Source organism: Gordonia sp. PvP123 (assembly GCF_040547295.1).
In the GTDB taxonomy this organism is placed as follows: domain Bacteria; phylum Actinomycetota; class Actinomycetes; order Mycobacteriales; family Mycobacteriaceae; genus Gordonia; species Gordonia terrae.
Genome location: NZ_JBEPPN010000001.1, coordinates 149,534 through 176,271 on the forward strand (window position 1 = coordinate 149,534; position 26,738 = coordinate 176,271).

At 68.7% G+C, this 26,738-nt stretch carries 24 protein-coding genes; 13 read left to right on the forward strand and 11 right to left on the reverse strand.

What is annotated here, in order from left to right:
• Positions 1-8: 8 nt before the first annotated feature.
• The 5 genes from ABIC25_RS00660 (at position 9) to ABIC25_RS00680 (ending at position 6,257) form a co-directional block, all read left to right on the forward strand.
• A complete protein-coding gene (locus tag ABIC25_RS00660) occupies positions 9-1,571 on the forward strand; it encodes an acyl-CoA synthetase (protein ID WP_354559530.1) in 1,563 nt (520 codons plus the stop codon).
• A 258-nt stretch (positions 1,572-1,829) separates the two neighbouring features.
• On the forward strand, positions 1,830-3,512 hold the full coding sequence (locus tag ABIC25_RS00665; RefSeq protein ID WP_354559531.1) for a thiamine pyrophosphate-binding protein: 1,683 nt from the start codon (positions 1,830-1,832) through the stop codon (positions 3,510-3,512).
• A complete protein-coding gene (locus ABIC25_RS00670; RefSeq protein WP_354559532.1) occupies positions 3,509-4,174 on the forward strand; it encodes an SRPBCC family protein in 666 nt (221 codons plus the stop codon). Before ABIC25_RS00665 ends, ABIC25_RS00670 begins: the two co-directional genes overlap by 4 nt.
• Positions 4,171-5,202, forward strand: a complete 1,032-nt coding sequence (locus tag ABIC25_RS00675) for a 3-oxoacyl-ACP synthase III family protein (RefSeq protein ID WP_064570809.1) — start codon at positions 4,171-4,173, stop codon at positions 5,200-5,202. The genes ABIC25_RS00670 and ABIC25_RS00675 overlap by 4 nt, the downstream gene beginning before the upstream one ends.
• On the forward strand, positions 5,199-6,257 hold the full coding sequence (locus ABIC25_RS00680; RefSeq protein WP_354559534.1) for a pyridoxal phosphate-dependent aminotransferase: 1,059 nt from the start codon (positions 5,199-5,201) through the stop codon (positions 6,255-6,257). The genes ABIC25_RS00675 and ABIC25_RS00680 overlap by 4 nt, the downstream gene beginning before the upstream one ends.
• Here the strand turns inward: ABIC25_RS00680 and ABIC25_RS00685 are convergent.
• Positions 6,241-7,869 (reverse strand): ABC-F family ATP-binding cassette domain-containing protein, encoded by a 1,629-nt coding sequence (locus ABIC25_RS00685; protein WP_033203399.1) that lies wholly within the window; start codon positions 7,867-7,869, stop codon positions 6,241-6,243. The two genes, ABIC25_RS00680 and ABIC25_RS00685, sit on opposite strands and share 17 nt — an antisense overlap.
• 100 nt (positions 7,870-7,969) lie before the next feature.
• Between ABIC25_RS00685 and ABIC25_RS00690 the strand changes: the two genes are divergently transcribed.
• Both ABIC25_RS00690 and ABIC25_RS00695 read left to right on the forward strand, forming a co-directional pair.
• Positions 7,970-8,782 carry an SDR family oxidoreductase gene (locus tag ABIC25_RS00690; RefSeq protein ID WP_004021937.1) on the forward strand — a complete coding sequence of 271 codons (813 nt, stop codon included), beginning with the start codon at positions 7,970-7,972 and terminating at the stop codon, positions 8,780-8,782.
• Between the two features lie 57 nt (positions 8,783-8,839).
• Entirely contained in the window at positions 8,840-9,967 is a 1,128-nt protein-coding gene (locus tag ABIC25_RS00695; RefSeq protein WP_354559536.1) for a lycopene cyclase family protein, read from the forward strand.
• Here ABIC25_RS00695 and ABIC25_RS00700 read toward each other — a convergent pair whose 3' ends face one another.
• From ABIC25_RS00700 to ABIC25_RS00735, 8 genes are all read right to left on the reverse strand, one after another.
• Positions 9,968-10,360 (reverse strand): DnaJ family domain-containing protein, encoded by a 393-nt coding sequence (locus ABIC25_RS00700; protein WP_004021939.1) that lies wholly within the window; start codon positions 10,358-10,360, stop codon positions 9,968-9,970.
• A 101-nt stretch (positions 10,361-10,461) separates the two neighbouring features.
• Positions 10,462-10,854 carry a metal-sulfur cluster assembly factor gene (locus tag ABIC25_RS00705; protein ID WP_101818846.1) on the reverse strand — a complete coding sequence of 131 codons (393 nt, stop codon included), beginning with the start codon at positions 10,852-10,854 and terminating at the stop codon, positions 10,462-10,464.
• Positions 10,851-11,318 (reverse strand): Fe-S cluster assembly sulfur transfer protein SufU, encoded by a 468-nt coding sequence (gene sufU, locus ABIC25_RS00710; protein ID WP_004021941.1) that lies wholly within the window; start codon positions 11,316-11,318, stop codon positions 10,851-10,853. The genes ABIC25_RS00705 and sufU overlap by 4 nt, the downstream gene beginning before the upstream one ends.
• 3 nt (positions 11,319-11,321) lie before the next feature.
• Positions 11,322-12,611, reverse strand: a complete 1,290-nt coding sequence (locus ABIC25_RS00715) for a cysteine desulfurase (protein WP_101818963.1) — start codon at positions 12,609-12,611, stop codon at positions 11,322-11,324.
• 44 nt (positions 12,612-12,655) lie between these two features.
• The gene (gene sufC / locus ABIC25_RS00720) at positions 12,656-13,429 is read right to left on the reverse strand and encodes a Fe-S cluster assembly ATPase SufC (RefSeq protein WP_239398630.1); all 774 of its coding nucleotides are present in this window, start codon (positions 13,427-13,429) and stop codon (positions 12,656-12,658) included.
• 55 nt (positions 13,430-13,484) lie between these two features.
• Positions 13,485-14,672 (reverse strand): Fe-S cluster assembly protein SufD, encoded by a 1,188-nt coding sequence (sufD, locus tag ABIC25_RS00725; protein ID WP_354559539.1) that lies wholly within the window; start codon positions 14,670-14,672, stop codon positions 13,485-13,487.
• Positions 14,672-16,120 carry a Fe-S cluster assembly protein SufB gene (gene sufB / locus ABIC25_RS00730; protein ID WP_354559540.1) on the reverse strand — a complete coding sequence of 483 codons (1,449 nt, stop codon included), beginning with the start codon at positions 16,118-16,120 and terminating at the stop codon, positions 14,672-14,674. The genes sufD and sufB overlap by 1 nt, the downstream gene beginning before the upstream one ends.
• Entirely contained in the window at positions 16,117-16,971 is an 855-nt protein-coding gene (locus ABIC25_RS00735; RefSeq protein WP_033203401.1) for a helix-turn-helix transcriptional regulator, read from the reverse strand. The genes sufB and ABIC25_RS00735 overlap by 4 nt, the downstream gene beginning before the upstream one ends.
• 133 nt (positions 16,972-17,104) lie before the next feature.
• On the opposite strand from ABIC25_RS00735, the gene mptB reads away from it, so the two are divergent.
• The 4 genes from mptB (at position 17,105) to ABIC25_RS00755 (ending at position 21,887) form a co-directional block, all read left to right on the forward strand.
• Positions 17,105-18,937, forward strand: coding sequence for a polyprenol phosphomannose-dependent alpha 1,6 mannosyltransferase MptB (gene mptB / locus ABIC25_RS00740; RefSeq protein ID WP_101818841.1), 1,833 nt, complete (start codon positions 17,105-17,107; stop codon positions 18,935-18,937).
• Positions 18,938-19,045: 108 nt separating this feature from the next.
• A complete protein-coding gene (locus ABIC25_RS00745) occupies positions 19,046-20,035 on the forward strand; it encodes an ABC transporter ATP-binding protein (protein ID WP_420871548.1) in 990 nt (329 codons plus the stop codon).
• A 35-nt stretch (positions 20,036-20,070) separates the two neighbouring features.
• Positions 20,071-20,847 (forward strand): ABC transporter permease, encoded by a 777-nt coding sequence (locus tag ABIC25_RS00750; protein WP_354559839.1) that lies wholly within the window; start codon positions 20,071-20,073, stop codon positions 20,845-20,847.
• Positions 20,844-21,887 (forward strand): COX15/CtaA family protein, encoded by a 1,044-nt coding sequence (locus ABIC25_RS00755; RefSeq protein ID WP_354559542.1) that lies wholly within the window; start codon positions 20,844-20,846, stop codon positions 21,885-21,887. Before ABIC25_RS00750 ends, ABIC25_RS00755 begins: the two co-directional genes overlap by 4 nt.
• 12 nt (positions 21,888-21,899) lie before the next feature.
• Here the strand turns inward: ABIC25_RS00755 and ABIC25_RS00760 are convergent, their stop codons facing one another.
• On the reverse strand, positions 21,900-22,286 hold the full coding sequence (locus ABIC25_RS00760) for a hypothetical protein (protein ID WP_004021951.1): 387 nt from the start codon (positions 22,284-22,286) through the stop codon (positions 21,900-21,902).
• Between the two features lie 32 nt (positions 22,287-22,318).
• Here ABIC25_RS00760 and ABIC25_RS00765 point away from each other — a divergent pair, with 32 nt between their 5' ends.
• Positions 22,319-23,293, forward strand: a complete 975-nt coding sequence (locus ABIC25_RS00765; protein ID WP_101818837.1) for a quinone oxidoreductase family protein — start codon at positions 22,319-22,321, stop codon at positions 23,291-23,293.
• A 7-nt stretch (positions 23,294-23,300) separates the two neighbouring features.
• Here the strand turns inward: ABIC25_RS00765 and ABIC25_RS00770 are convergent, their stop codons facing one another.
• Positions 23,301-24,296: a heme o synthase gene (locus tag ABIC25_RS00770; RefSeq protein WP_086535445.1), complete on the reverse strand. Its 996-nt coding sequence runs from the start codon at positions 24,294-24,296 to the stop codon at positions 23,301-23,303.
• A 338-nt stretch (positions 24,297-24,634) separates the two neighbouring features.
• Here ABIC25_RS00770 and tkt point away from each other — a divergent pair, with 338 nt between their 5' ends.
• Positions 24,635-26,713, forward strand: coding sequence for a transketolase (tkt, locus tag ABIC25_RS00775; RefSeq protein WP_004021954.1), 2,079 nt, complete (start codon positions 24,635-24,637; stop codon positions 26,711-26,713).
• The last annotated feature ends 25 nt before the right edge of the window (positions 26,714-26,738 follow it).

The following is a 26,738-nucleotide window of genomic DNA, read 5'->3' on the forward strand; positions in this document are numbered from 1 at the left end:
CGCCTCCCTTGTTTCCTGGAGTCTTCGCGAAATCCACTCCCGACAAGCCGGCCGTCGTCCGTGCCGCGACCGGTGAGGGACTGACGTACCGGCAGCTGGACGAGAACTCGACCCGCCTCGCCAACTACCTCGAGTCCCTCGGCCTTCGCCGCGGCGACAGCATCGCAGTGGTCTCGGCCAACGACTTCCACGTGTTCGAGGTCTACTGGGCGGCCCTGCGCAGCGGCCTGTACGTGACCGCCGTGAACCACCACCTCACCGCAGCCGAGACCAACTACATCCTCGCCGACTGCAATGCCCAGGTCCTGTTCGCCGGCGCATCGGTCGTCGATGCCGTGTCGGCGTCCGGCGAGATCGAGGCACTGGCGGGCCCGGGACGGCGCGTCGTCTGGGGCGGCGACATCGACGGCTTCGACAGCTTCGACGAGGTACTGGCCAATGCCTCATCCGAAACCCGTACCGATCAACCGCGCGGCACCGACATGCTCTATTCCTCGGGTACCACCGGCCGCCCGAAGGGCATCAAGACACCGATGCCCGAAGGACAGGTCGACGAGGTCCCCGACGCCTACACCGCGATCTTCGCGCCGATGTACGGCTACGACGACACCGCCGTCTACCTCTCCCCCGCACCGCTGTATCACGCTGCGCCACTGCGCTATTGCGGCATGACGAATTCCGTCGGCGGCACGGTCGTGATGATGGATCGTTTCGATCCGGAAGCAGCCCTCGCGGCCATCGAGAAGTACAAGGTGACCCACAGCCAGTGGGTCCCCACCATGTTCATCCGGATGCTCAAGCTCCCGGCGGACGTCCGCACCAAGTACGACGTCAGCAGCCTGAAGGTCGCCGTCCACGCGGCCGCGCCGTGTCCGGTCGAGGTCAAGCGCGCGATGATCGAGTGGTGGGGCCCGGTGATCCACGAGTACTACGCGTCGACCGAGGCCGCGGGGGCCACGTTCATCGGCCCCCAGGAGGCGCTGGACCATCCCGGTTCGGTGGGCAAGCCACTGCTCGGCGTCGTCCACATCTGCGACGAGGACGGCAAGGAACTCCCGACCGGCGAGGTCGGGCAGGTGTTCTTCGAACGCGAGGACGTGGCCTTCCAGTACCACAACGATCCGGACAAGACCCGCAAGGCCCAGCATCCCGAACACGAGAACTGGTCCACCACAGGCGATGTCGGGTACGTCGACGCGGAGGGTTACCTGTACCTGACCGACCGCAAGGCGTTCATGATCATTTCCGGCGGCGTCAACATCTATCCGCAGGAGGCCGAGAACGTCCTCATCAATCACCCCGCGGTGTTCGATGTCGCGGTGATCGGCGTCCCCGACGCCGACCTCGGCGAGGTGGCGAAGGCATGTGTCCAGCTCGCGGACGGTCACGAACCCACCGATCAGCTCGCCGAGGAGCTGATCTCGTTCACCACCGACAGCATCGCGGCGTACAAGGCGCCCCGATCGGTCGACTTCGTCGACGAGCTGCCGCGCACGCCCACCGGCAAGCTCGTGAAGGGCGACCTGCGCAAGCGGTACTGGCCGGAGACACCAAGCCCCTCAGCTGGTTGAGCCGCCCCACCGCTGGTCGAGCCGACACCGAGCGGAGCCGCCGGGCCGAGCAAGCGACGAAGGAGCGCGTCGAGGTCGAGGAGCCGAGTCGAAGCCACCTGGTGACCCGACCACTCGTCCAGACCATACCCCCTGCCGTCGGACATTAGCTTACGCTAAGCTAACTCGAACTGAGTTGTCCGTGTGAGTCGGACTCCGGCGAATCGACCGGTGCCGCACGATGTTCGGGGCTGGGAGTGCAGGGTTGTGGACACACGCGTGGGGCACTCACCCGCACCGGTCGGCCGCGCAACGGTGGCCGACCGGGTCGCCGGGCGACTCGTCGACGCCGGTGTGCGGACCGCATTCGGCGTTCACGGCGCCAACATCGAAGACGTCTTCGACGCGGCCCTTCGGCATCCTCGATTGCGCCCGGTCATCGCCAAGCACGAGTTCGGGGCCGGCGCGATGGCCGACGGGCACATGCGGCTCACCGGTGAGCCGACCGCGGTCCTGACGACGTCGGGCGGCGGGGCGCTGAATGTCGTACCGGCGCTGGGCGAGGCCTACGACAGCCGCGTCCCGGTGATCGCCCTGATCGGTTCGGCGCCGACCCCCTCGGTGGGACGCGGCGGTTTCCAGGACATGCTCGATCCGCCCGACACCGTGGATCTGCGCGCGGTCTTGTCCGGTGTGACCGGCTTCTGCGAACTCGTCGACGAGCCGTCTGGTCTCGACCTGGTCCTCGACGCTGCGTTCGCCACCATGGCGCGCGGTCTGCCGGCCGCGGTGATCGTGCCGAAGGACGTCCAGTGCTCGCCCTGGACGGGTGCAGATGCGAACGCAGACCGGCCGAAAGACACCGGCACGGTGCCCGCGGCCGTGGTCGACGGACTCGCCGGCCGGCTCGCGGACGTCGTGCGCGACGGCGGGACCGTGTGCATCTGGGCCGGCGAGGAGGCGTCCCGTCTCGAGATGTCGGTTGCGGTGGACGATCTCGCTCACCTTCTCGGCGCCGCGGTCGTGGTGTCCCCCGGTGGGCGCGACGTCGGGCGCTCCACATGTTCCGGGGTCACCGGGGTGATGGGACACCCGTCGGCGCACCGCGCCGTGCGGGATGCGCAGTTGCTCCTGGTGCTCGGCTGCCGGATGTCGATGACGGATCGCGCGGGCCTCGACGACGCGCTCGCCACGATCCCGATCGTCCATCTCGGCAGCGCGCCGCCGCGCACACCCGCTGCCGCCGAACACATCCGAACCCCGCACCTCGCCGACACCGTCGACGCGCTCCGCAACTCGCTCGCCGACCGAGTCGGCCACCGCCGGTCGCCGCGGGCCCATCCGATCGACCATCTGCCCGTGGACCCGCCGTCGAGGGCCGTCGGGATGCGCGAGGTTCTTAACACCATCGGCGACGCCCTCCCCGAGCGAAGCGCGGTGTTCGCCGACGCCGGGAACACCGGTGCGGCGGCGATCCATCACCTCCCATTCCGCGACGGGCGGTTCGTCGTCGCTCTGGGCATGGGCGGGATGGGATGGGCCATCGCAGCGGGGATCGGCTCCGCGATCGCCCTAGCCCCCGATGCCGACGGCCGGGTCGTCGTCATCGCCGGCGACGGCTCGTTCCTCATGCACGGCATGGAGATCCACACCGCGATCGAACACGATGCGCCGGTCACCCTCATCGTGCTCAACAACGACGCACACGGCATGTGCGTCACGCGGGAGGCGCGCTTCTTTCCCGACGCGCCGAGCGTCAACCGGTTCCGCCACACCGACATCGCGGGTGGGCTGGCCGCGATGTTCGCCGGTCTGCCGGTGCGCTCCGCTCCCGACCTGGAGTCCCTGCGTTCGGCGTGCGACGAGCTGTTGGCACGTCCCGGACCCAACTGCATCGTCGTGGATGTCGATCCCGACGAGACACCCCCGTTCGCCCCATTGATCGCGAGAGGTACCCCATGACCACGCACTCCCCGGCCCTGTCCGACCTCGGGGACACCGCGGCCACGCTCGACGGCGTGGTCCGGGTGGAGACCCACCCCCGGTCCGCCAACACGGCACTCGTCGTCGACAAGGTCCGCTCGGTGTATCCCCATCACCAGGTGTTCGGCGACTTCTGCCCCGTGCAGGGTTACGTCGACGCACCCCCGCGCGAACTGTACGAATGGCTGGCCGACACCCGCTCACTCGAGGAATGGACCTACAGCACACGAGGTTTCGAGCCGGCCGGGGAGCCGAACCTCTGGGTCGGATACGACCGACTGAACGAGGACACCAAGATCTATGTCCGGACTGTGGCCAACGCCGAGTCCATGACCGTCGACTACCACTGCGCCTGGGACCAGGGAGAGCACCTCTGGATGATCTATCTGATGCGGGTCGTCGACGCGCAGCTCGTCCTGAACCGCCCCGGTTCGGTGGTCCTGTGGAACAACTGCCACCACCCGTTCTACGACGAGAACCCCTACCCCGACACCGCACCGGCCGGTCGCGAGGAGTGGGTCGGCGACCTGTGGGACATGTTCGGTGCCGGACACCAGATCGAACTCGACAACCTCACGGCCATCGCCGAACACCGCCATCGCCACGGCCTTCCGCTGACCCCCGAATGGATGCGCTCATGACCGCCGCCCCCGCCCCGTCGATCTCCCTCGCCGATCTCGCCACCTACCGGCCGGCCGCGCGGGTCCCTGCGGAGTTCTTCGCGCAGTACGCCGAGGACGACGAACTCGCCGACAACGTGATGTTCCGGGCACCGGCCTTCCGGCATCATGCGGCCGACGATGAGACCTCCGCGGACATGATCGTCGCCGCCGCACGCCGTCTGCTCGATCGGCACGGCGACACCTATCTCGACGACGTGGACGTCGTCCTCACCCACAGTCAGCTGCCGGAGGTCCCCGTCCGCGGGTGTGTGGGCGAGGTCGCCCATCGACTCGGACTCGCGCCGCGGACCGTACTCGACGTGCACAACGGCGGCTGTGCCGCATTCGTCCACCTGATCGAGATCGCCGGCGCACTGCTGCGCGCGGGCGGAGGTCGCAAGGCCCTGATCGGGTTGGCGCAGAACAGCGCCGGACAGATCTTCACCCAGGAGCAGGTCCGGGTGAAGGCCCAGGCCGCGATCCCCGGCGACGGGGCGGCGGTCGCGACCCTGACGCTCGGCGACTCCGGGAACCCGGTGCTGGGCACCGAGTCGCGGTCCTTCGGCCAGTTCTCGGCGGACATGACCGCCGTCGCGCAACCGGAGCGCAAGTACTGGGAGGCGGGTCCGGGACAGATCCACGTCGGCTTCACCGAGGCGAAGATCGCCAAGGTCCTGGCCCGCGGGAACCGGATGGTTCCGGAAGTGGCTGCGGCACTGGCCGACCGAATCGGCGTGCGACCCGCCGACCTGGATGTGCTCGTCACGAATCAGCCCAACCGGATCTTCCTGCGCAACTGGCGCGAGGCCCTCGAGCTGCCCGAGTCGCGGCATCCCGACACCTTCGACGAGTGCGGGAACCTGTTCGCGGTCGGAATCCCGATGACCTTGGACGCGGCTGTCGACGACGGACGGGTCCGTCCCGGAGATGTCGTGATGATGTCGGCGTTCGCCCACGCCGGCGACTTCGCCGCGGCCGGTGCGATCCGGTGGAGCGGACGTTCGTGACCGTCCTCCTCCCCGGCCCGGCGGGTGCACGCGTCGACGACTCGATCACGCACTCGACGGATACCGTGTGGTGCGACCGGAACGAGTCGGCGTACCCACCCCTACCCGCGGTCGTGTCCGCGCTCCGCCGTCACACGACCGCAGCGCACCACTACCCGTCGTTCCGTCCCGACCATCTGCGCAGGGCCATCGCCGAGCACACCGGGTCGGACATCGACCACATCACCGTCGGCGCCGGTGCGACCGCCGTACTCGCGGCGATCCTGCACGACTCGGCGACGCGACGCCGGACGGCGGGCCACTTCGTCCCTCCGATCGTCACCCCGGCACCGACTTTCGAGGGTTTCGCGCTGCTCGCCGACATGATCGGCCTGGTGCTCGACACGACGCCGCTGCTCGACGACGGGCGTCCCGACCTGGCTGCGCTCGCGGCCGCCGCGGGTCCCGAGACCGCGGCCCTCGTCGTGTGCAGCCCGCACAACCCGACTGGAGCGGTCCTGACCGATGACGAGGTGCGCGCGCTGCTGGCGTGTGTCGATCCGTCCATTCCGGTGGTCCTCGACCAGGCGTATGTCGAGTACTGCCGGGACACGCCCGATGTCCGGATGTTGCTCGACGAGCACCCCAACCTGATCGTCGTCCGGACGTTCTCCAAGGCCCACGGCCTGGCAGGGCTGCGCGTCGGGTACGCGTTCGGGTCGGCGACCTCGGTACGCGGCGCCCGGCGCCTCGAGATCCCGTTCGCGATCACCGCGGCCGCCGAACAGGCCGCCGCGCTGGCGCTCGGCGCGTCCGACGAACTGGCCGGGCGGGTCACGGCGATGCGCCGCGAACGCGACCGACTCGCCGACGCCTTGCGGCGGGCGGGCCATCCCGCGCTGCCGAGCGAGGCGAACTTCCTGTTCGTGCCGGGCGCCGACGGCATCGAGTTCGGCCGGCGGCTACGGGCGGCCGGAGTCGTCGGACGGGAATTCGACGGTCACGGCCACCGACTGACGGTGCCCGACCGGGCCGGTACCGACCGGGTCGTCGAGGCGATCAGGCGAGCTCGATGAGCTCCTGATACTCCTCGCTCCAGTGGTCCTCGGTGCCGTCGGGCAGCAGGATCACGCGCTGAGGATCGAGCGCGGCCGCGGCGCCCGGGTCGTGCGTCACCAGGACGACGGCACCGGTGTAGCTGCGCAAGGCGTCGAGGACCTGTTCACGCGAGATCGGATCGAGGTTGTTGGTCGGCTCGTCGAGGAGCAGCACATTCGCGGCCGACGACACCAGCCCGGCCAGAGTGAGACGGGTCTTCTCACCACCCGACAGCGTGCCGGCCGGCTGATCGAGCTGGGCGCCGCTGAACATGAACGCGCCCAACAGACCTCGGAGATCCTGCTCCCCGGCGTCGGGGGCGGCGTGCCGGATGTTCTCCCACACCGAGGCCTGATCGTCCAGGGTGTCGTGTTCCTGCGCGAAGTAACCGATCTTCAAGCCGAAGCCGGGCTCGATCTGTCCGGTGTCCGGCTTCTCCACTCCGGCAAGCATTCTCAGCAGCGTGGTCTTGCCCGCACCGTTGAGACCGAGGACGACGACCCGGCTGCCCTTGTCGATCGCGAGGTCGACGCCGGTGAAGATCTCCAGCGAGCCATAGCTCTTCGACAGACCGGACGTCATCAGCGGGGTCTTGCCGCAGGTGGCGGGTTCGGGGAACCGGATCCGCGCGGTGCGGTCGGCCACCCGCTCGTCGTCGAGGGCATCGATCATCCGCTCGGCGCGCTTCAGCATGTTCTGCGCGGCCGTCGCCTTGGTGGCCTTGGCACCCAGCTTCGCGGCCTGCGCACGCAGCGCGGACGCCTTCTTCTCGGCATTGGCGCGTTCCCGGCGACGGCGTTGCTCGTCGGTCGCCCGGGCATCCAGGTATCGCTTCCAGCTCATGTTGTAGATGTCGGCCTCACCGCGCACCGCGTCGAGGAACCACACCCGGTTCACCACGTCGGCCAGCAGATCCACATCGTGGCTGATCACGACGAGACCGCCGTCGTGGTTCTGCAGGAAGCTGCGGAGCCAGGCGATCGAATCGGCGTCGAGGTGGTTGGTCGGCTCGTCCAGCAGCAGCGTGGTGTCGGACTTCCCCGAACCGTCCGACGCCGCGAACAGGATCCGCGCGAGTTCGATGCGGCGCCGCTGCCCGCCGGACAATGTCCGAAGCGGCTGGTTCAGCACCCGATCGGGCAGCCCCAGGCTGTTGCAGATCCGCGCCGCCTCGGACTCCGCGACGTACCCGCCGAGCGACGCGAACCGCTCCTCGAGTCGGCCGTAGCGCGCCACGGCCTTGTCACGCAGCTTGTCGTCGGCGGCCTCGGCCATCTGCGCCTGCTGCTTCTCCATGTCGCGCAGGATCTGGTCGAGACCGCGGGCGGAGAGCACCCGATCCTTGGCCAGGACGTCGAGGTCGCCCTCCTTGGGGTCCTGCGGGAGGTAGCCGAGTTCGCCGGACCGGCGGATCGACCCCGCATAGGGTTCGGTCTCGCCGGCCAGGATGCGCAGCGTGGTGGTCTTGCCGGCACCGTTACGGCCCACGAGGCCGATCCGGTCGCCGGGCTGAATGCGTAGGGCGTCGCCGGGCGCCGACAACAGGGTCCGAGCACCCGCTCGCACTTCCAGGTCGGTCGCGGTGATCACGACGGTCGATTCTACCGGTGCCGCGCCACTGGTTTGTCCACGCACGGGCCGGCGCACCGCATGCGCGAGTCGGCCCGCGGTGACATGGTGGCCCGATACGGTGTGGGGCGTGACGCACTCCACAACGATTCCGCAGAATTTTCCGCAGACCTCCGACCTGACCGGCCGCTCCGCACTGGTCACCGGTGCCAGTCGCGGCATCGGCGAGGCGATCGCGACCGAGCTGGCCCGACGTGGGGCGTCGGTCGTCATCACGAGCCGCAAGGCCGAGCCCCTCGAGGAGGCCGCCGGCCGGATTCGGGAGTCGGTGCCCGGCGCGACGGTCTCCGCGTGCGCGGGAAACACCGGCGACGCCGACGATCGGGCGGCCGCGGTGGCCGCCGCCGTCGCCCAGGGCGGCGGCATCCACATCCTCGTCAACAACACCGGCATCGCACCGCTGGCCGGCCCCCTGATGGATGCCGACCTGTCTGCCTACCGCAAGACGTTCGACACCAATGTGGTCGCCGCGCTGGGATTCGTCCAGGAGGCCTACCGGGCGGGCATGAAGGACACCGGTGGTTCGGTCGTCAACATCTCGTCCGTCGCGGGCCTGCGGTCGACCGGCGTCATCGCGGCGTACGGAACATCGAAGGCGGCGCTGATCCGGCTCACCGCCGAACTCGCCTGGGAACTCGGGCCGAACATCCGGGTCAACGCGATCGCCCCCTCGATCGTGCGGACCAAGTTCGCATCGGTGTTCACCGAAGGTGACAACGAGGCGCGTGCGGCGGCCTCGTACCCCATGAAGCGGATCGGCGAGCCCGAGGACGTGGCCCGCGCGGTCGCCTTCCTGGCGAGCGACGAGTCGGCGTGGATCACCGGCGAGACCCTCGCCGTCGACGGCGGCATGTTGGCGACCGGCGGTTCATGACATCGTCGTCCGACGCCACACCCCGTCCGGATCGCCGCCCGTGACGAAGGACGGGGTGTGAATTCCGGAGTCATCGTCGCGGGGGCCGGACCGGCCGGCCGTGCCCTCGCACACCGGCTGGTCGGTGCCGGTGTTGCCGTCACGCTGGTCGACCCGTCTCCCGATCGGGTCTGGCGGTCGACGTTCGCCTGCTGGTCCGACGAGTTGCCCGACTGGATCGATCCGTCCGCGATCGCCGCCCGCACCGAGCGCGTCGGCGTTGCGGGCCGCGACCTCGAGGAGGTCGCCCGCGGGTACACCGTCTTCGACACTTCGGGCCTGCAACGGTCACTGTCCCTGGACGGGGTTGCGACCGTGGCCGCCCGTGTGGTCGAGATCGACGGTGCGCGTGTGCATCTCGACAACGGAACGGTCCTGACCGGGGACGCGGTGGTCGACTCCCGCGGCGCGCTCCCCCACGACGCGCCCCGGCAGACCGCGTACGGGATCGTCGTCGGGGCGCGGACCGCCGAACCGATCCTGGCCGGACACGAGGCGATGTTGATGGATTGGCGGGGCGGCGCCGCGGACCGCCGGTCGCTGCCGTCGTTCCTGTACGTCGTGCCCCTCGGGGGCGGCGAGTACCTCCTCGAGGAGACCTGCCTCGCCGGGTATCCCGCCCTGGGCCTCGACGAACTCGAACGCCGACTCGCCGCCCGTCTGGGCGGGATGCCGACCGAGGTTCTGCGGGTCGAACACGTCGACTTCCCGCTGACCGGTTCGTCGCCACAACCGTGGCGCGACCGCACGTTCCGATTCGGCGCCGCGGGCGGCTTCAAGAACCCGACGACGGGCTACAGCGTCGCAACGTCCCTCATGTGCACCGACGCAGTGGTGGACGCGCTCGCCGCGGGTCGCGACCCCGCCGTCGACCTGTGGCCGTCGTCTGCACGCGCGGTCCACAATCTGCGTCTACGCGGGCTCAGCGCGCTGCTGCGGCTGAGCCCGTCGCAGACCATCGCCTTCTTCGAGGCGTTCTTCGCGATGCCCGTTGCCGCCCAACGCAGTTACCTCAGCGGGCGCGACGACCTCACCGGCACGATGGGCGCGATGACGCGGGTCATCACAGCGGTGGACATGCGCACCCGCGCAGTGGTGGCACGTGGCGCCATGTCGACACCGGCGTGGGCCGGCGACACCGACTGATCAGCTCCGCAACGCCCGCCACCGCCGGATCACGTCGTCGACGTCAACGGTGTGCGCGACGACACTGTGCGGCAGCGCCATCTGACGCGACGCCAGATGTGCTTCGCGCACACGGCGATTGAAGTCGACGAGGATATCGCGGACCGCGTCCTCGTCGGCGATGTCGCGCAGCGATTCCGGGAAGTCCTGCGCCTCCCGGCGCAGTTGCAGCGGCGCCGGGAGCAACGCCGACGAGTCCAGATTCTCGTCGCGGATCTTCCGTTTCACCCACCAGTCGGGGTCGTCGCTGTCGGTGAGATCGAGGGGCTTGCCCGCACCCGGGAGATCGTCGAACTCGCCGCGTTCGGTCGCCTCACGGATCATCCGCTCGACTCGTGATTCGAAGCGTCTCATGCGATCTACTCCTCGCACGGAAGGTGCTGTGGAACCGACGAGCGCCGGACCCGGTCATCGATCGTGACCGAAGCCGGCGCTCGGGGTGCCTGCGGCGTCTACTAGACGGTGAAGCCGAGGGCGCGCAGCTGCTCGCGGCCGTCGTCGGTGATCTTGTCGGGGCCCCACGGCGGCAGCCAGACCCAGTTGATCTCCAGCTCGGTGCACAGTCCGCTGCTCACCAGTGCTCCACGGGACTGGTCCTCGATCACGTCGGTCAGCGGACAGGCCGCCGAGGTGAGGGTCATGTCGATCTTGGCGACCGCGTCCTCGGTCACCTCGATGCCGTAGACCAGGCCGAGATCGACGACGTTGATGCCCAGTTCTGGATCCACGACGTCGCGCATGGCCTCTTCGACGTCCTCGATGGCAGGCAGCGAGGTCGCGGGTGCCGGAGGTGTGCCGGTCACACCGGTGTCGGTCGGGGTGGTGGTCGTCGCTGTGTCGTCACTCATGCTGTCTCCGCTCGTGTCTCGTGACTGTCCATCGTCTGTGCGAGTGCGTCCTTGAACGCCATCCAGCCCAGAAGTGCGCATTTGACGCGTGCCGGGTACTTGCTCACCCCGGCGAAGGCGATCCCGTCGCCGATCACGTCCTCGTCTCCGGCGTCCTTACCGCGCGAGGTCATCATCGAGTTGAACGACTCGACGGTGGCCAGCGCTTCCCCGACCGGCAGGCCGACGATCAGGTCGTGCAGCACCGATGTCGAGGCCTGGGAGATCGAACATCCCTGTCCGTCGTAGGACACGTCGTCGATGCTGGAGCCGTCATCGGACACCGCGACGCGCAACGTCACCTCGTCGCCACAGGTCGGGTTGACGTGATGGACCTCGGCGCCGAACGGCTCGCGGAGTCCGCGGCCGTGCGGGTGTTTGTAGTGATCGAGGATCACTTCCTGGTACATCTGTTCCATCCGCATGGCTCAGACCGTCCCGAAGAACTTCTGCGCCTTGACGATGGCGGCGGCGAGCGCGTCGACCTCGGCGAACGTGTTGTACGCGGCGAACGATGCGCGTGCGGTCGCCGCGACACCGAAGCGCCGGTGCAGCGGCCAGGTGCAGTGGTGACCCACCCGGATGGCCACGCCCTCGTCGTCGAGGATCTGGCCGAGATCATGCGCGTGGATGCCGTCGACGAGGAAGGCCACGGCCCCACCGCGATCCTCCGCGGTCGACGGGCCGACGATGCGCAGACCGTCGATGTCACTCAGCTGGTCCAGCGTTCGTGCGGTGAGCGCGTGCTCATGCGCGGCAACGGCGTCCATGCCGAGATCGGTGAGATACCGCACCGCGGCACCGAGTCCGACGACCTGTGAGGTCATCGGCACGCCGGCCTCGAAACGTTGGGGCGGCGGGGCGTAGGTCGACCCCTCCATCGTCACGGTCTCGATCATCGATCCGCCGGTGATGAACGGCGGCAACGCAGTCAGCAGTTCAGCGCGGCCGTACAGGGCACCGACACCGCTGGGCCCGAACATCTTGTGCCCCGAGAAGGCGGCGAAATCGACGCCGAGAGCACCGAAGTCGACCGACATGTGGGGCACCGACTGGCACGCGTCGAGCACGACCAGCGCCCCCACCGCGCGGGCGCGCGAGACGAGTTCGGCCACATCGGCGACCGCGCCGGTCACATTCGACTGGTGCGTGAAGGCGACGACCTTCACCGACTCGTCGAGGGTCAGCGAGTCCAGGTCGATCCGACCGTCGTCCGTCACGCCGTACCAGCGCAGGGTCGCGCCCGTGCGGCGGCACAGTTCTTGCCACGGAACGAGATTGGCGTGGTGCTCCAGCTCGGTGATCACGACGGTGTCGCCGGGCCCGAGAGCCGACCCGCCGAGGACGTCTGCCGACCGCGGGTCGCCGAGGGTGTAGGTCACGAGGTTGAGCGCCTCGGTCGCGTTCTTGGTGAACACGAGTTCGTCCGCGGAGGCGCCCACGAACGCCGCGATGACCTCGCGGGCGTCCTCGTAGGCGTCGGTCGCCTCCTCGGCGAGCTGATGCGCACCGCGGTGCACCGCGGCGTTGTGATGCGTGAGGAAATACCGCTCGGCGTCGAGCACCTGGACCGGACGCTGCGAAGTGGCGCCGGAATCCAGATACACCAACGGTTTCCCGTCGCGAACAGTCCGCGACAGGATCGGGAAGTCGGCCCGCAACGCGGCGACGTCCAGTGCTGCGGGAGCCTCTGACGTTGCCTCGGTCGAGAGTGTCACCTGGTACACCTCCTGTGCTGAGGGACTCGGACCGGTCAGGGAGCTCAGCCGGCCTTGGCAGCCGAGGTGAAGCGCTCGTAGCCCTTCTCCTCGAGCTCGTCGGCGAGCTCGGGACCGGCGGATTCGACGACGCGTCCGTTGACGAAGACGTGCACGAAGTCCGGCTTGATGTAGCGGAGGATGCGCGTGTAGTGCGTGATCAGCAGGATGCCGCCGTTGTCGCGGTCCTTGTAGCGGTTCACGCCCTCGCTGACCACGCGCAGGGCGTCGACGTCGAGACCGGAGTCGGTCTCGTCGAGGATCGCGATGCGCGGCTTGAGCAGGTCGAGCTGCAGGATCTCGTGACGCTTCTTCTCGCCGCCGGAGAAGCCCTCGTTGACGCTGCGCTCGGAGAACGACGGATCGATGTCGAGCGAGGTCATCGCCTCCTTGGTCTCCTTGACCCAGTGGCGCAGCTTCGGCGCCTCACCGCGCACGGCGGTCGCGGCGGTCCGCAGGAAGTTCGACATCGAGACGCCGGGCACCTCGACGGGGTACTGCATCGCCAGGAACAGGCCGGCGCGAGCGCGCTCGTCGACACTCATCTCCAGGACGTCCTCACCGTCGAGGGTGATGGAGCCCGAGGTCACCTCGTATTTGGGGTGGCCGGCGATGGCGTAGGACAGCGTCGACTTGCCGGAACCGTTGGGGCCCATGATCGCGTGGGTCTCCCCCGACTTCACGGTCAGGTTGACACCCTTGAGGATGTGGATGGGCTCGGCGTCGGTGTCGGTCTGCGCGACGTCGACGTGCAGATCGCGGATTTCCAGTGTGGTCATAGTCTCAGGATTCTTTCTCCGGGCTGGGGAAGTTCGTGTGGCTGATGTCCGGCGGTCAGGCGCCGGCGAGTTCGAGTTCCTGCTCGACCGCGGCGGACAGACGCTCGCGCAGTTCGGGCACACCGATCTTCGCGATCACCTCGCCGAAGAAGCCGCGGATGACCAGGCGGCGGGCCTGATCCTCCGGGATACCGCGGGCCTGCAGGTAGAACAGCTGCTCGTCGTCGAATCGTCCGGTGGCACTGGCGTGTCCGGCGCCGATGATCTCGCCGGTCTCGATCTCGAGGTTGGGCACCGAGTCGGCGCGGGCATTGTCGGTGAGCACCAGGTTGCGGTTGAGTTCGAAGGTGTCGGTGCCCTCGGCCTCCGCGCGGATGAGCACGTCGCCCACCCAGACGGTGTGGGCCTCGCGGGTCCGGTCACCGGAGGTGTCGCCCTGCAGCGCACCCTTGTAGACCACATTCGAGCGGCAGTGCGGCTGACTGTGGTCGACGAGGAGACGCTGCTCGAGGTGCTGGCCCGCGTCGGCGAAGTACAGACCCCACAACTCGACGTCACCACCCGGTGCGTCGTAGTGGACGATCGGCGACAGGCGAACCAGGTTGCCGCCGAAGCTGATCGCGAAGTGCCGGACCACCGCGTCGCGGCCCGCGCGCACATGGTGCGTCGCGACGTGGACCGCGTCGTCCGCCCAGTCGTGGATGTTGACGACGGTCAGGGCCGCGCTGTCGCCCACGACGAACTCGACGTTCTCCGCGTAAGTTCCACTGCCCTTCTGGTCGAGGACGACCACCGCGCGGGCGAACGCCTCGAGACGGATCTGGGTGTGGCCGAAGGCGGTCTCGCCCTCACCGGGCCCGGTGACCGTGATGGTGACCGGGTCGGCGAGTTCGACCTCGCGGCCGACGGTCACCACGGTCGCCTGCGTGAACGACGAGTAGGCCTGCGCGGCGACACGATCGAACGGCACACCGCCCTCGCCGAGTCGCTTGTCGTCGCGACCGACGGTCTCGACGGTCACACCGTCGGCAAGCCCGGTCACCTCCACGTTCGCCTCCGCGGTCCGTACCGCGGAACCGTCGTGCAGACCTCGGAGACGACGGAACGGGGTGAACCGCCAGGCCTCCTCGCGGGGACTCGGCACCTCGAAGGCGTTCACGTCGAACGAGGTGAACAGCTCCCCCTTGTTGACGACGGGCGCCTGGGAGCCGGGGGTGGACACGGGGAGTGTGGGATCGGCCATCAGCCGACAGCTCCTTCCATCTGGAGCTCGATCAGGCGGTTGAGCTCGAGCGCGTATTCCATGGGGAGTTCTTTGGCGATCGGTTCGACGAAGCCGCGAACGACCATGGCCATCGCCTCGTCCTCGGTCAGGCCACGACTCATCAGATAGAAGAGCTGATCGTCGCTGACCTTCGAGACGGTCGCCTCGTGACCCATCGTCACGTCGTCCTCGCGGATGTCGACGTAGGGGTAGGTGTCGCTGCGGGAAATCGTGTCCACCAGCAGCGCATCACATTTCACCGTCGACCGGCTGCCGTGCGCGCCGTTGTTGATCTTGATCAGACCGCGGTAGGACGCCCGGCCGCCGCCCCGCGCCACCGACTTGGAGACGATGTTGCTCGAGGTGTTCGGCGCCAGGTGGACCATCTTCGAGCCGGTGTCCTGATGCTGACCCTCACCCGCGAAAGCGACCGAGAGGACCTCGCCCTTGGCGTGCTCACCGGTCAGCCACACGGCCGGGTACTTCATCGTCACCTTGGAACCGATGTTGCCGTCGATCCACTCCATGGTCGCGCCGGCCTCGGCCTTCGCGCGCTTGGTCACCAGGTTGTAGACGTTGTTCGACCAGTTCTGGATGGTCGTGTAGCGGCAGCGGCCGCCCTTCTTCACGATGATCTCGACGACCGCGGAGTGCAGCGAGTCCGTCTTGTAGATCGGCGCGGTACAGCCCTCGACGTAGTGCACGTAGGCACCCTCGTCGACGATGATCAGCGTGCGCTCGAACTGGCCCATGTTCTCGGTGTTGATCCGGAAGTAGGCCTGCAGCGGGATGTCGACGTGGACTCCCGGCGGCACGTAGATGAACGAACCGCCCGACCACACCGCGGTGTTGAGCGCGGAGAACTTGTTGTCACCGGCCGGGATGACGGTCCCGAAGTACTGCTGGAAGATCTCCGGGTGCTCCTTGAGCGCGGTGTCGGTGTCGAGGAAGATCACGCCCTGCTTCTCGAGGTCCTCGCGGATCGAGTGGTAGACGACCTCGGACTCGTACTGCGCCGCGACGCCGGAGACCAGACGCTGCTTCTCCGCCTCGGGGATGCCGAGCTTGTCGTAGGTGTTCTTGATGTCCTCGGGCAGGTCGTCCCACGTGGCGGCCTGCTTCTCGCTCGAGCGCACGAAGTACTTGATGTTGTCGAAGTCGATGCCCTCGAGCCCCGCGCCCCAGCCCGGCATCGGCTTCTTGTCGAAGATCTTGAGCGCCTTGAGGCGCTGCTCGAGCATCCACTCGGGCTCGCTCTTCTTCGACGAGATGTCGGCGACGACCGCCGGGGACAGTCCGCGCTTGGCGCTCGCGCCCGCGACGTCGGAGTCGGCCCAGCCGTAGCCGTACTTGCCGAGGGCGGCGATCGTCTCCTCTTGCGAGAGGGGCGCCGCTGGGGTCGGGGTGGCCGGATCGGTGACAGTCATCGCGTGGCCTTTCGGGTTGTCGTGGCAGTCGGTGTCGGAGCAGGGGTCGCGCGGCGCGATACGGGCTGGGTATCGGGATCCGCGCCGGCCCCGGGTGGGTCGGGTCTCGCCTCGTGCGTCCCGCCCGGCGGCGGGTGGATCGGCACATGGGTGGTGCAGGCGCAGTCACCGTTGGCGATGGTCGCCAGACGCTGCACGTGCGTGCCGAGGAGTTCGGTGAAGACCGCGGTCTCCGCCTCACACAGCTCCGGGAACTCGGTGGCGACATGTGCCACCGGGCAGTGGTGCTGACAGATCTGCAGGCCGGTCCCGACCTGACGGGTGTTGGTGGAGTACCCGGCGCTGGTCAGCGCGTCGGCGATCTCCTCGACGGTGTCGGCCACCGTCACCGGGTTCGTGCTCGGACGCACATCGGCGACGATGCGTTCGACGCGCTCCCGGGCGAATTCGGCAACCGCATCGGAACCGCCGAGATCGCGGAGCTTGCGCATCGCTGCGCCGGCCAGGTCGTCGTACGCGTGCCGCATCTTGCCACGACCGGACGCCGTCAGCTGGAAGTATTTGGCGGGACGTCCGCGGCCGCGCTGGCCGAAGCCCGGCGAGGCGACCTCGATGTCGCCGGCGCCCTCAAGGGCGTCGAGGTGACGACGGACACCGGCCGCCGAGATCCCGAGACGTTCGCCGATGTCACCCGCGGTGAGCGGGCCGTCCTCGACCAGAAGGGTGACCACGGCCTCGCGTGTCTGACCGTCGTGGTGCGCGTCGGCACCACCGGCCGTTCCCGTGGCGCCCGTACCAGCGGATGGCACGGCGCCGACGCCGCCCGAAGGCAGCACAACATCGTTCCGCATGGTTTTCACAACACGAGTGTGACGTAATTGCTTCCCACCTGCCAGCAAGGGTGCCCTTATCGCGGGGGGTCGTGAGGCCACCACGTCCGGCGATTACAGTCGTCGTGTGCCCGAAACCACAGCTCCGCGCCGCGTGCCGGACTACTTCGGACTCGTGTGGACCCGACTGCTCGGCGTGCTGACCTATCTCGGGCTGCGCAAACAGCGCCCCGCCGACGCCGTTCCCACCGACACCGATCGCGGCGACTACGGCAAGACCGTCGCCCGCCTCCACCACGACGACGAGCGCGAGGTCGGACCGCTCAACGCCGAGGAGACCCGCCGGCTGCGCCGTATCAAGCTGTTCGGCGCCACCGGTTCGGTCCTCATCCTCATCGGCGCCCTCGGTACCGGGGCGGTGCCCGTGCTGCAGAACCCGGTGGCCGGGATGCGGGTGCTGTCGCTGCCGTCGCGCATGTTCGGTACCGCCCTCGCACTGTCGATCGGCGGTGCGATCACGCTGGTCGTCGCGTGGCTGCTTCTCGGCCGGTTCGCGGTCGGCCGGTTCAGCGTCGAGGTCCGACACGGCCGGAGCCCGGAGCGCCGCATGAGCCGCCGCCAGGCCGACCGGACCCTCATGCTGTGGATCGCGCCGATCATCGTGGCGCCCCCACTGCTCAGCAAGGACATCTACTCCTACCTCGCGCAGAGCGCGATCGCGTTCCGCGGCATGGACCCCTATTCGGTGAGCCCCGTCCGCGGGCTCGGGGTCGACCACATCCTGACCAGGTCGGTCCCCAATCTGTGGCGGGACACCCCGGCGCCCTACGGTCCCTTTTTCCTGTGGATCGGCGAGGGCATCACCAAGGTCACCGGCGACAACATCACCGCCGCGATCTTCCTGCACCGCATCGTCGCGCTGATCGGTGTGGCCCTCATCGTCTGGGCACTCCCCCGGTTGGCACGCCGATGCGGGGTGTCCTCGGTGGCCGCACTCTGGCTCGGCGCGATGAATCCGCTGGTCATCCTTCATCTCGTCGGCGGTATCCACAACGAGGCCTTGATGCTCGGGCTGATGCTCGTCGGCCTCGAGTTGAGCTTCCGTGCGATCTACGGCGCCGAACGATTACGCCGACCCGGAACGCTCGTGCCCACCCGCGCGGGCTGGTTGCTCATCGCCGGGGGCGCGGTGCTCGCGGCGTCGGCGATGATCAAGGTCACCTCGATGCTCGCCCTCGGCTTCGTCGGCATCGCCCTGGCCATGCGTTGGGGCGCCACGCTGCCCGCCCTGCGGCATGCGCCGATCCGCGAGTGGTGGGGCCGGTCGCGCTGGTCGATCTACATGCTGAGCGCCTCCGCGGCGTTCTACGTGGTGGTCCTCGGCATCGTGATGATGGGCATCTCGCTGGGCACCGGACTCGGGTTCGGCTGGACCGGCACGCTGTCGACGGGCGAGATCGTCCGCTCGTGGATGTCGATGCCGACGCTGCTGTCGGTGACCACCGGACGGATCGGCGTGACCCTCGGTCTCGGCGAGCACACCCAGGCGATCCTCGAGGTGGCCCGACCCATCGGTCAGCTCGTCGCCGCACTGTTCATCGTCCGGTGGATGCTCGCCACCCTCGGCGGCCGGCTCCACCCGCTCGGCGCCCTCGGTGTGTCGATGGCCACAGTCGTGCTGTTCTTCCCGTTCGTCCAGGCCTGGTATCTCCTCTGGGCCGTCATCCCACTGGCCGCGTGGGCGACCGGCGCCTGGTTCCGGATCTCCACCATCGCCGCGTCGGCGATCATCGCCATCGTGGTGATGCCCACCAGTTCCAATACCAGCGGAGTGGTGCTGGCACAGGGACTTCTGGCAGGCGTGATCATGGTCGCGGTCCTCACTGCGCTGTTCTTCGAGGACCGCGCGCCCGGCCGCCGGCGTCGTCGTGACGAGGCCCCGAACGTCGACCGGGCACCCGCCGACCCGCCGTCGACACGACGTTGAGCACCTGCGTGGTGGGCCGGGTCACCGTTTTTCGTCCCTGGGCTCCGAGCGCCTAGTCTGACCTGTGTGCGAAGCACGACCTCTCGGCAGATCAGCGACGACGATCGAGTGAACGATCGTCGGCTCCGCGATCCCGGGTCATCATCCGGTGAGGTCGCCGCGGATCGGCCCGGGTCGGCCGGTCTCGCGGTCGAGATCAGCGGCCTGGTCAAACGCTTCGGCGACCGCACCGCCGTCGACCGACTCGACCTCACCCTCCGTCGCGGCGAGATCCTGGCCCTGCTGGGGCCCAACGGTGCGGGCAAGACGACCACCGTCGAGATCTGCGAAGGATTCACCACGCCCGACGCCGGCACCGTCCGCGTCCTCGGACTCGACCCGGTCGCCGACAACGACGCTCTCCGGCGCCGCATCGGCGTCATGCTGCAGGGCGGCGGCGCCTACCCGGGTGCGCGTGCCGAGGAGATGCTGCGCCTCGTCGCGGCGTACGCGGCAGACCCCATCGACCCCGAGTTCCTCCTCGACGCACTCGGCCTGACCGAGGTGCGTCGCACCTCCTACCGCCGTCTGTCCGGCGGCCAACAGCAGCGCCTCGCGCTGGCCTGCGCGGTCGTCAATCGGCCCGAACTGGTCTTCCTCGACGAGCCGACCGCCGGCCTCGACGCCCACGCCCGGCTCGTCGTGTGGGAGCTCATCGACCGCCTGCGGGCCGACGGTGCGTCGGTGCTGCTGACCACGCACCTGATGGACGAAGCGGAGGAACTCGCCGACCACGTCGCGATCATCGACCACGGGCGGGTCGTCGCCGACGGCACACCCGCCGACCTCACCAGCACCGGCGCGGAGAACGAACTGCGTTTCACCGCACCGCGTGGTCTCGATCTGTCGATGCTGGTCCTGGCGCTGCCGGAGGATTACCACTGCACCGAGGCCACCCCCGGTTCGTATCTCGTGATCGGTCCGATGACGCCGCAGGTGCTGGCCACCGTGACGGCGTGGTGCGCGAAGATCAATGTCCTCGCCACCGATCTCCGGGTCGAGACCCGCAGCCTCGAAGACGTGTTCCTCGACCTCACCGGACGGGCCCTACGACCGTGACCTACTCCGTTCCGACCGACGCGCAGCGTTCCGGCATGTTCCCCGACGGCCTGTTCCGCCCGGCCCCGCGCCCGGCGTCCCTGCCCGCGATGATCGCCGCGCAAACCACCCTCGAACTCAAGCTCCTGCTCCGCAACGGCGAGCAACTGCTGCTCACGATGTTCATCCCGATCACGCTGCTCGTCGGGCTGTGCCTGCTGCCGATCGACACCGGCTTCGGGGACGGTCCGGCAGAGCGGGCGGCGATGTTCGTCCCGGCGATCCTGACCGTCGCCGTGATGTCGACCGCGTTCACCGGACAGGCCATCGCCGTGGGCTTCGACCGTCGCTACGGCGCCCTCAAACGCCTTGGCGCCACGCCGATCCCGCGCTGGGGGATCATCGTGGGCAAATCGATCGCCGTGCTCCTGGTGGTCGCGTTGCAGTCGGTGATCCTGGGCGCGATCGGTGCCGCGTTCGGATGGCGCCCGAGTCCCGTCGGCCTGCTCATCGGCGCGGTGGTCCTGGCGGTCGGCACCGCGTGCTTCGCGGCGCTCGGCTTGTTGCTCGGCGGCACGCTCAAAGCGGAAGTCGTCCTGGCGCTCGCGAACCTGTTGTGGTTCGCGTTCATCGGCCTCGGCAGCCTGGTCGTCGTCGACTCCAACATCCCCGACGCCGTGCACTGGATCGCGCGGTGCATCCCGTCGGGGGCCCTGAGCGAGGCACTCGAGATGGCCTCCGAGGGTTCGTTCGACGCCTTCGGGGTGGGTGTCTTGCTGGTGTGGGCCGCAGTGGCCGGCACCTTGGCCGTGAGGTGGTTCCGATTCCGATGACATCCGATACTTCGAACGCACCGGCCGGGTCCCGGTCCGGCGCGCGACCCACGTCCACCGACGACGCACCGCGCCCGCTGACCGGTCCGTGGCGGTTCGTCCCCGGCTTCGGCCGGCCGACAGCCCGATTCGTACACCGTTGGGCCATCGCGCTGCTGATCTCGAACGTGGGCATCGTCGCAACCGGCGGCGCCGTACGCCTCACCGGCTCGGGACTGGGTTGTCCGACCTGGCCACGGTGCACCGACGAGTCGTTCGTGCCGCACGGTGAACTGGGTCTGCACGGCGCGATCGAGTTCGGCAACCGCCTCCTCACCTTCGTGTTGGTCGTCATCGCGATCGCGACCTGGGTGGCGGTCCTGCGCCTCGCCGGGTCCGCACGACGCGACAAGTGGCTGGTCACGCTGATCGCGCTCGGCATCCCCTTCCAGGGTGTCATCGGCGGCATCACGGTGCTCACGCAGCTCAACCCGTGGGTCGTCGCGCTGCACTTCCTGCTCTCCATGGCCTTGGTGTCCGCGTCCACCGTCCTGGTCTTCCGGATGCGCCCGTATCCGACTCCCGCCGCGCCGGACTCGCCCGACCCCGACGCCCCGCCGACCGCGACCCGCCGCCTCGGCATCTATCTCGCCTGGCTCGTCTACGTCGTCACCTGGGCGGCGATCTACCTCGGCACGGTGGTGACCGGCTCCGGCCCCCACGCCGGCGACGCCGACGCCCCGCGCAACGGTCTGGACCCGGGCAATGCGACACAGTTGCACGCTGATGCCGTCTTCGCTCTCGTCGGGCTGGCAATCGCCGCACTCGTCTACGCGCGCGTCTTCGCGCGTCCGCAGCAGCGGTCGGCCGTGGTGTTCATGCTGCTGCTGCTGTTGCAGGGTCTGATCGGGTTCGTCCAGTTCGCCACCGACCTGCCGATCGCGCTCGTCATCGCGCACATGTTCGGCAGCGCGGTCCTGCTCATCGGAGCCACCTGGCAGCTCCTGGTCGCGCGAGACACGGGCACGAAAAAGGCAGACCCGCTGCTCGAGTCTGCCTGATCGACGCCGACCTCAGAGAATGGCGCGGTTGCGTGCGCGTGGGAACCGCTTCTGCCGCGCGACCCAACCGGCCATCTTGCGGTAGTGCGACGTCGACACCGTCGTCTCCGACGTGAGGTCACGATCCCATTCGGCGATCTCGAGACCGTCGACCGCGTCGACCACTGCCTGCGCCGTGGCGAGGTCGGGAACGACCCGGTCACCGAGGATGCCGTTCGCGTCGCCGACCAGCGTGATACGCACGCCGGCGTCGCCGATCGCCTGGAGGACGACCTTCGCGCTTCCACCCTCGCGTGCGACGAACTTGCGTACCGAGGCGACGACCTCGGTGGGTGCCTCGACCTTCTGCTGCGTGCTCGAGTTCTCGTCGGCGGTGGTGTTCGTCATGGGGGTCAGCATACCGGGACGATTTCGGCGTGTAGAACGGTGTCGTGCGAGCTATCCAGGTGACCCGCCACGGCGGACCCGACGTCCTGACCTTCGGCAGCGTCGACGACCCCATCCCCGCTCCCGACGAGGTGATCGTCCGGACCGCCGCGGTGGGCGTCAACTTCATCGACACGTATCTGCGCCGCGGCCTGTATCCCTCGACGCCGCCCTACATTCCCGGCACCGAGGGTGCCGGCGTCGTCGTCGCGACCGGCTCGGAGGTGACCTCGCTGCAGGAGGGGCAACGCGTGGCGTGGTGCGCGGCGCCCGGTTCCTATGCCGAGCTCGTCGCGGTCCCGGCGTCGAAGGCAGTGCGGGTGCCCGACGCGGTCGACGACGCGGTGGCCGGCTCGTCGCTGCTGCGCGGCCTCACCGCGCACTACCTCCTGGACGGGAGTGCTCGTCCACAGGCCGGCGATCCGATTCTCGTGCACGCCGGTGGCGGCGGTGTCGGACTGATCCTCACCCAGCTCGCCAAGCGTCGCGGACTGACGGTCATCACGACGGTGTCGTCCGACGAGAAGGAAGAACTCTCCCGGGCGGCGGGCGCCGACCACGTCCTGCGCTACGGCGACGACCTCAGCTCCCGGGTGCGTGAACTGACCGACGGGCGCGGCGTGCCGGTGGTCTACGACGGTGTCGGCGCCGACACCTTCGAGCAGTCGTTGGCGTCGACGGCGATCCGGGGGATCGTCGTGTTGTTCGGGGCGGCGAGCGGTCCGGTGCCCCCGTTCGATCTCCAGCGGCTCAACCCGGCGGGATCACTGTCGGTGACCCGGCCGACGCTGGCCCACTTCACCGACACGGCCGAGGAACTCGACTGGCGAGCCGGTGAGTACTTCGAGGCGATCGTCGACGGCGGCGTGGAGGTGCGCGTCGGTCAGCGGTACCGACTGGCCGACGCGGCGGTCGCGCACGCCGACCTGGAGGCTCGCGTCACGACAGGCACCACGGTGCTGCTGCCGGCCGGGGTGTGAGCCGGACTCAGAAGTACGACGAGATGGTCTGCAGTCCGACGACCGCGTCGATCGCGAGTCCGCAGAACACGATGGCGAGGTACTCGTTGGACTGCAGGAACACCTTCAGCGGAGCGACCTCGGCACCACGCTTGGTGTCGCGGTAGAGCTTGTGCACGCGCTCCAGGAACCAGCCACCGGCAGCCAGGGCGATCACGGTGTAGATCCAGCTGGTCGCCGGGATGAGCAGGAGCGAGCTCACCACGGTGAGCCACGTGTAGATCAGCATCTGCCGGGTGACGCGTTCCTCGGTCGCGATGACCGGGAGCATCGGCACGCCGGCGGCCTTGTAGTCCTCCTTGTAGCGCATCGCGAGCGCCCAGGTGTGCGGCGGCGTCCAGAAGAAGATGACGGCGAAGAGCACGATCGGCTGCCAGCTCAGCGAGCCGGTGACCGCGGCCCAGCCGACCAGGGTCGGCATGCATCCGGCGGCACCGCCCCAGACCACGTTCTGCCAGGTGCGGCGCTTGAGGATGAGCGTGTAGACGCCGACGTAGAAGAGGATCGTCGCCGAGACGAGCAACGCCGAGAGCAGATTGGCGGCGAAGTACAGCACCGCGAACGACGCCGCCCACAGGAGGAGTCCGAAGATGAGGGCGCTGCGGGTCGCGACGGCACGACGCGCCAGCGGACGCCGGGCGGTGCGCTTCATCTTCTTGTCGATGTCCGCGTCGGCCACCATGTTGAGTGTGTTGGCACTCCCGGCTCCGAGCCAGCCGCCGATCAGCGTGAAAGCGATGACCGCGATGTCGACGTGGCCCCGGTCGGCCTGCAGCATGACCGGGATCGTCGCGACGAGAAGCAACTCGATGACACGCGGCTTGGTCAGTGCGATGTAGGCGAGCACCGTCGCACGCACGCGCCCGGCCCACGACTGATCGGCCGGCGCGACCGGATCGGTCGATACCTGCGGATTCGATGCGGTGTCGGTCGAGTGAGATGCGGCGGAACTGTCCCCGCTCACACGCTCCCCTATCCTCACGAACACTCCTCGTCCGCCCGCACAGACGCCCGCGGGCTACTACAGAGCATGGTAGACGTTTGCCTTTGCGAACCGTGAATCGAGGCGGGGCGACGGCGCGAGCGGGCCCACGACCGGCGACGACACCCGAACTCGCCGGTAACCATCGGTCGCCGCGCAGCGTGTCCCCCGCGCCGATTACTCTGGACTCGTACGCGCCGACGATCGTCGGTTGCCCGAATACGGATAGCCCAGTACCGATCGCCCCGAGTACCGATCACCCAGTACAAGACGGACCGAGTACGAATCGCACCGAGCAGGCACAGGAGACAATCAGCATCGTGGCCGACACAGACGAGATCCGCGCATTGACCACCCCCCGTCACCCGGACGACTGGACCGACCTCGACACCCGCGCCGTCGACACCGCCCGGATCCTGGCGGCCGACGCAGTGCAGAAGTGCGGAAGCGGCCACCCCGGCACCGCGATGAGCCTCGCGCCGCTCGCCTACACCTTGTTCCAGCGGGTGATGCGTCACGACCCGACCGACACCGACTGGGCCGGCCGCGACCGCTTCGTGCTCTCGTGTGGACATTCGAGCCTCACGCTCTACATCCAGCTCTATCTCGGTGGGTTCGGGCTCGAACTCTCCGACATCGAGGCGCTGCGGACCTGGGACTCCCTCACACCCGGTCACCCCGAGTTCCGCCACACGCGGGGCGTCGAGATCACCACCGGACCGCTGGGCCAGGGTCTGGCCTCGTCGGTCGGTATGGCGATGGCCGCCCGTCGCGAACGCGGCCTCTTCGACCCCGACGCCGCGCCCGGCAAGAGCCCGTTCGACCACTACATCTACGTCATCGCCTCGGACGGCGACATCGAAGAAGGCGTGACATCGGAGGCCAGCTCGCTGGCCGGCACCCAGCAGCTCGGCAACCTGATCGTGTTCTACGACCAGAACCAGATCTCGATCGAGGACGATACCGACATCGCGCTCTCGGAAGATGTCGCCAAGCGCTACGAGGCCTACGGGTGGCATGTGCAGACCGTGGAGGGCGGCGAGGACGTCGTCGCCATCGAGGCGGCGATCAAGGCAGCCCAGGAGGTCATCGACCGGCCGTCGATCATCTGTCTGCGCACGATCATCGGCTACCCCGCGCCGAACATGATGAACACCGGCATGGCGCACGGCGCGGCCCTCGGCGAAGACGAGGTCGCGGCGACGAAGAAGGTCCTCGGGTTCGACCCGGAGAAGAACTTCGAGGTCACCGACGAGGTGATCGGCCACACCCGCAAGCTGGTCGACCGCGGCGCGGAGGAGCGCACGGCGTGGACGTCGTCGTTCGACGCCTGGGCGGAGAAGAACCCCGACGCGAAGAAGCTGTTCGACCGGCTCACCGCCCACGAACTGCCCGAGGGCTGGACCGATGTGCTGCCCAGCTGGAACGTGGGCGACAAGGACGTCGCGACCCGCAGCGCGTCGGGCAAGGTCCTCGGCGCCCTCGCGCCCGTGCTGCCCGAGCTGTGGGGCGGCTCGGCCGACCTCGCCGGCTCGAACAACACCACGATGGACGGCGAGCCGTCGTTCGGACCGACGTCGATCAGCACCAAGAAGTGGTCGGCGAACCCGTACGGCCGCACCCTGCACTTCGGCGTCCGTGAGCACGCGATGGGATCGATCCTGTCGGGCATCGCCCTGCACGGTCCGACCCGCGCCTACGGCGGCACCTTCCTGCAGTTCGCCGACTACATGCGTCCCGCGGTCCGCCTCGCGGCACTGATGGAGATCGACCCGATCTACGTCTGGACCCACGACTCGATCGGTCTGGGCGAGGACGGCCCGACCCACCAGCCGATCGAGCACCTGGCCGCGCTGCGGGCGATCCCGAATCTCGACGTCGTGCGTCCCGCCGATGCCAACGAGACCGCCTACGCGTGGCAGCACCTGCTGACCCGCCGCAACCACCCGGTCGGCCTGGCGCTCACCCGCCAGAACATCCCGATCCTCGAGGGCACCTCCGCGCAGGGAGTCGCCAACGGCGGATACGTCCTGAGCGACTCCGAGGGCGACCCCCACGTCGTGCTCATCGGCACCGGCTCCGAGGTCCACCTGGCCGTCGATGCGCAGAAGGCGCTGGCGGAGAAGGGAATCAAGGCGCGCGTCGTCTCGATGCCGTGTGTCGAGTGGTTCGACGAGCAGCCGCAGGGCTACCGCGACCACGTGTTGCCGCCGTCGGTTCCGCGCGTGGCGGTCGAAGCCGGCATCGCCATGCCCTGGTACCGCATCGTCGGCGCCGGTGGCGAGATCGTCTCGATCGAGCACTTCGGGGCCTCCGCCGACTACAAGGTGCTGTTCACCAAGTTCGGCATCACCGCCGAGGCCGTGACCGCGGCCGCCGAGCGCGCCGTCGCAGGCTGAGTGCCCACAACCCAAGAGGAGAGAA

Excerpts from the sequence above, each read along its gene's own strand:
- ABIC25_RS00735 (WP_033203401.1), bottom strand. The coding sequence starts at position 16,971 with ATGCGGAACGATGTTGTGCTGCCTTCGGGCGGCGTCGGCGCCGTGCCA.
- sufU (WP_004021941.1), bottom strand. The coding sequence starts at position 11,318 with ATGCGGATGGAACAGATGTACCAGGAAGTGATCCTCGATCACTACAAA.
- sufC (WP_239398630.1), bottom strand. The coding sequence starts at position 13,429 with ATGACCACACTGGAAATCCGCGATCTGCACGTCGACGTCGCGCAGACC.
- ABIC25_RS00760 (WP_004021951.1), bottom strand. The coding sequence starts at position 22,286 with ATGCTGACCCCCATGACGAACACCACCGCCGACGAGAACTCGAGCACG.
- sufB (WP_354559540.1), bottom strand. The coding sequence starts at position 16,120 with ATGACTGTCACCGATCCGGCCACCCCGACCCCAGCGGCGCCCCTCTCG.
- ABIC25_RS00700 (WP_004021939.1), bottom strand. The coding sequence starts at position 10,360 with ATGAGACGCTTCGAATCACGAGTCGAGCGGATGATCCGTGAGGCGACC.
- ABIC25_RS00675 (WP_064570809.1), top strand. The coding sequence starts at position 4,171 with ATGACCGCCGCCCCCGCCCCGTCGATCTCCCTCGCCGATCTCGCCACC.
- ABIC25_RS00670 (WP_354559532.1), top strand. The coding sequence starts at position 3,509 with ATGACCACGCACTCCCCGGCCCTGTCCGACCTCGGGGACACCGCGGCC.
- sufD (WP_354559539.1), bottom strand. The coding sequence starts at position 14,672 with ATGGCCGATCCCACACTCCCCGTGTCCACCCCCGGCTCCCAGGCGCCC.
- ABIC25_RS00705 (WP_101818846.1), bottom strand. The coding sequence starts at position 10,854 with ATGAGTGACGACACAGCGACGACCACCACCCCGACCGACACCGGTGTG.
- ABIC25_RS00755 (WP_354559542.1), top strand. The coding sequence starts at position 20,844 with ATGACATCCGATACTTCGAACGCACCGGCCGGGTCCCGGTCCGGCGCG.
- ABIC25_RS00750 (WP_354559839.1), top strand. The coding sequence starts at position 20,071 with ATGTTCCCCGACGGCCTGTTCCGCCCGGCCCCGCGCCCGGCGTCCCTG.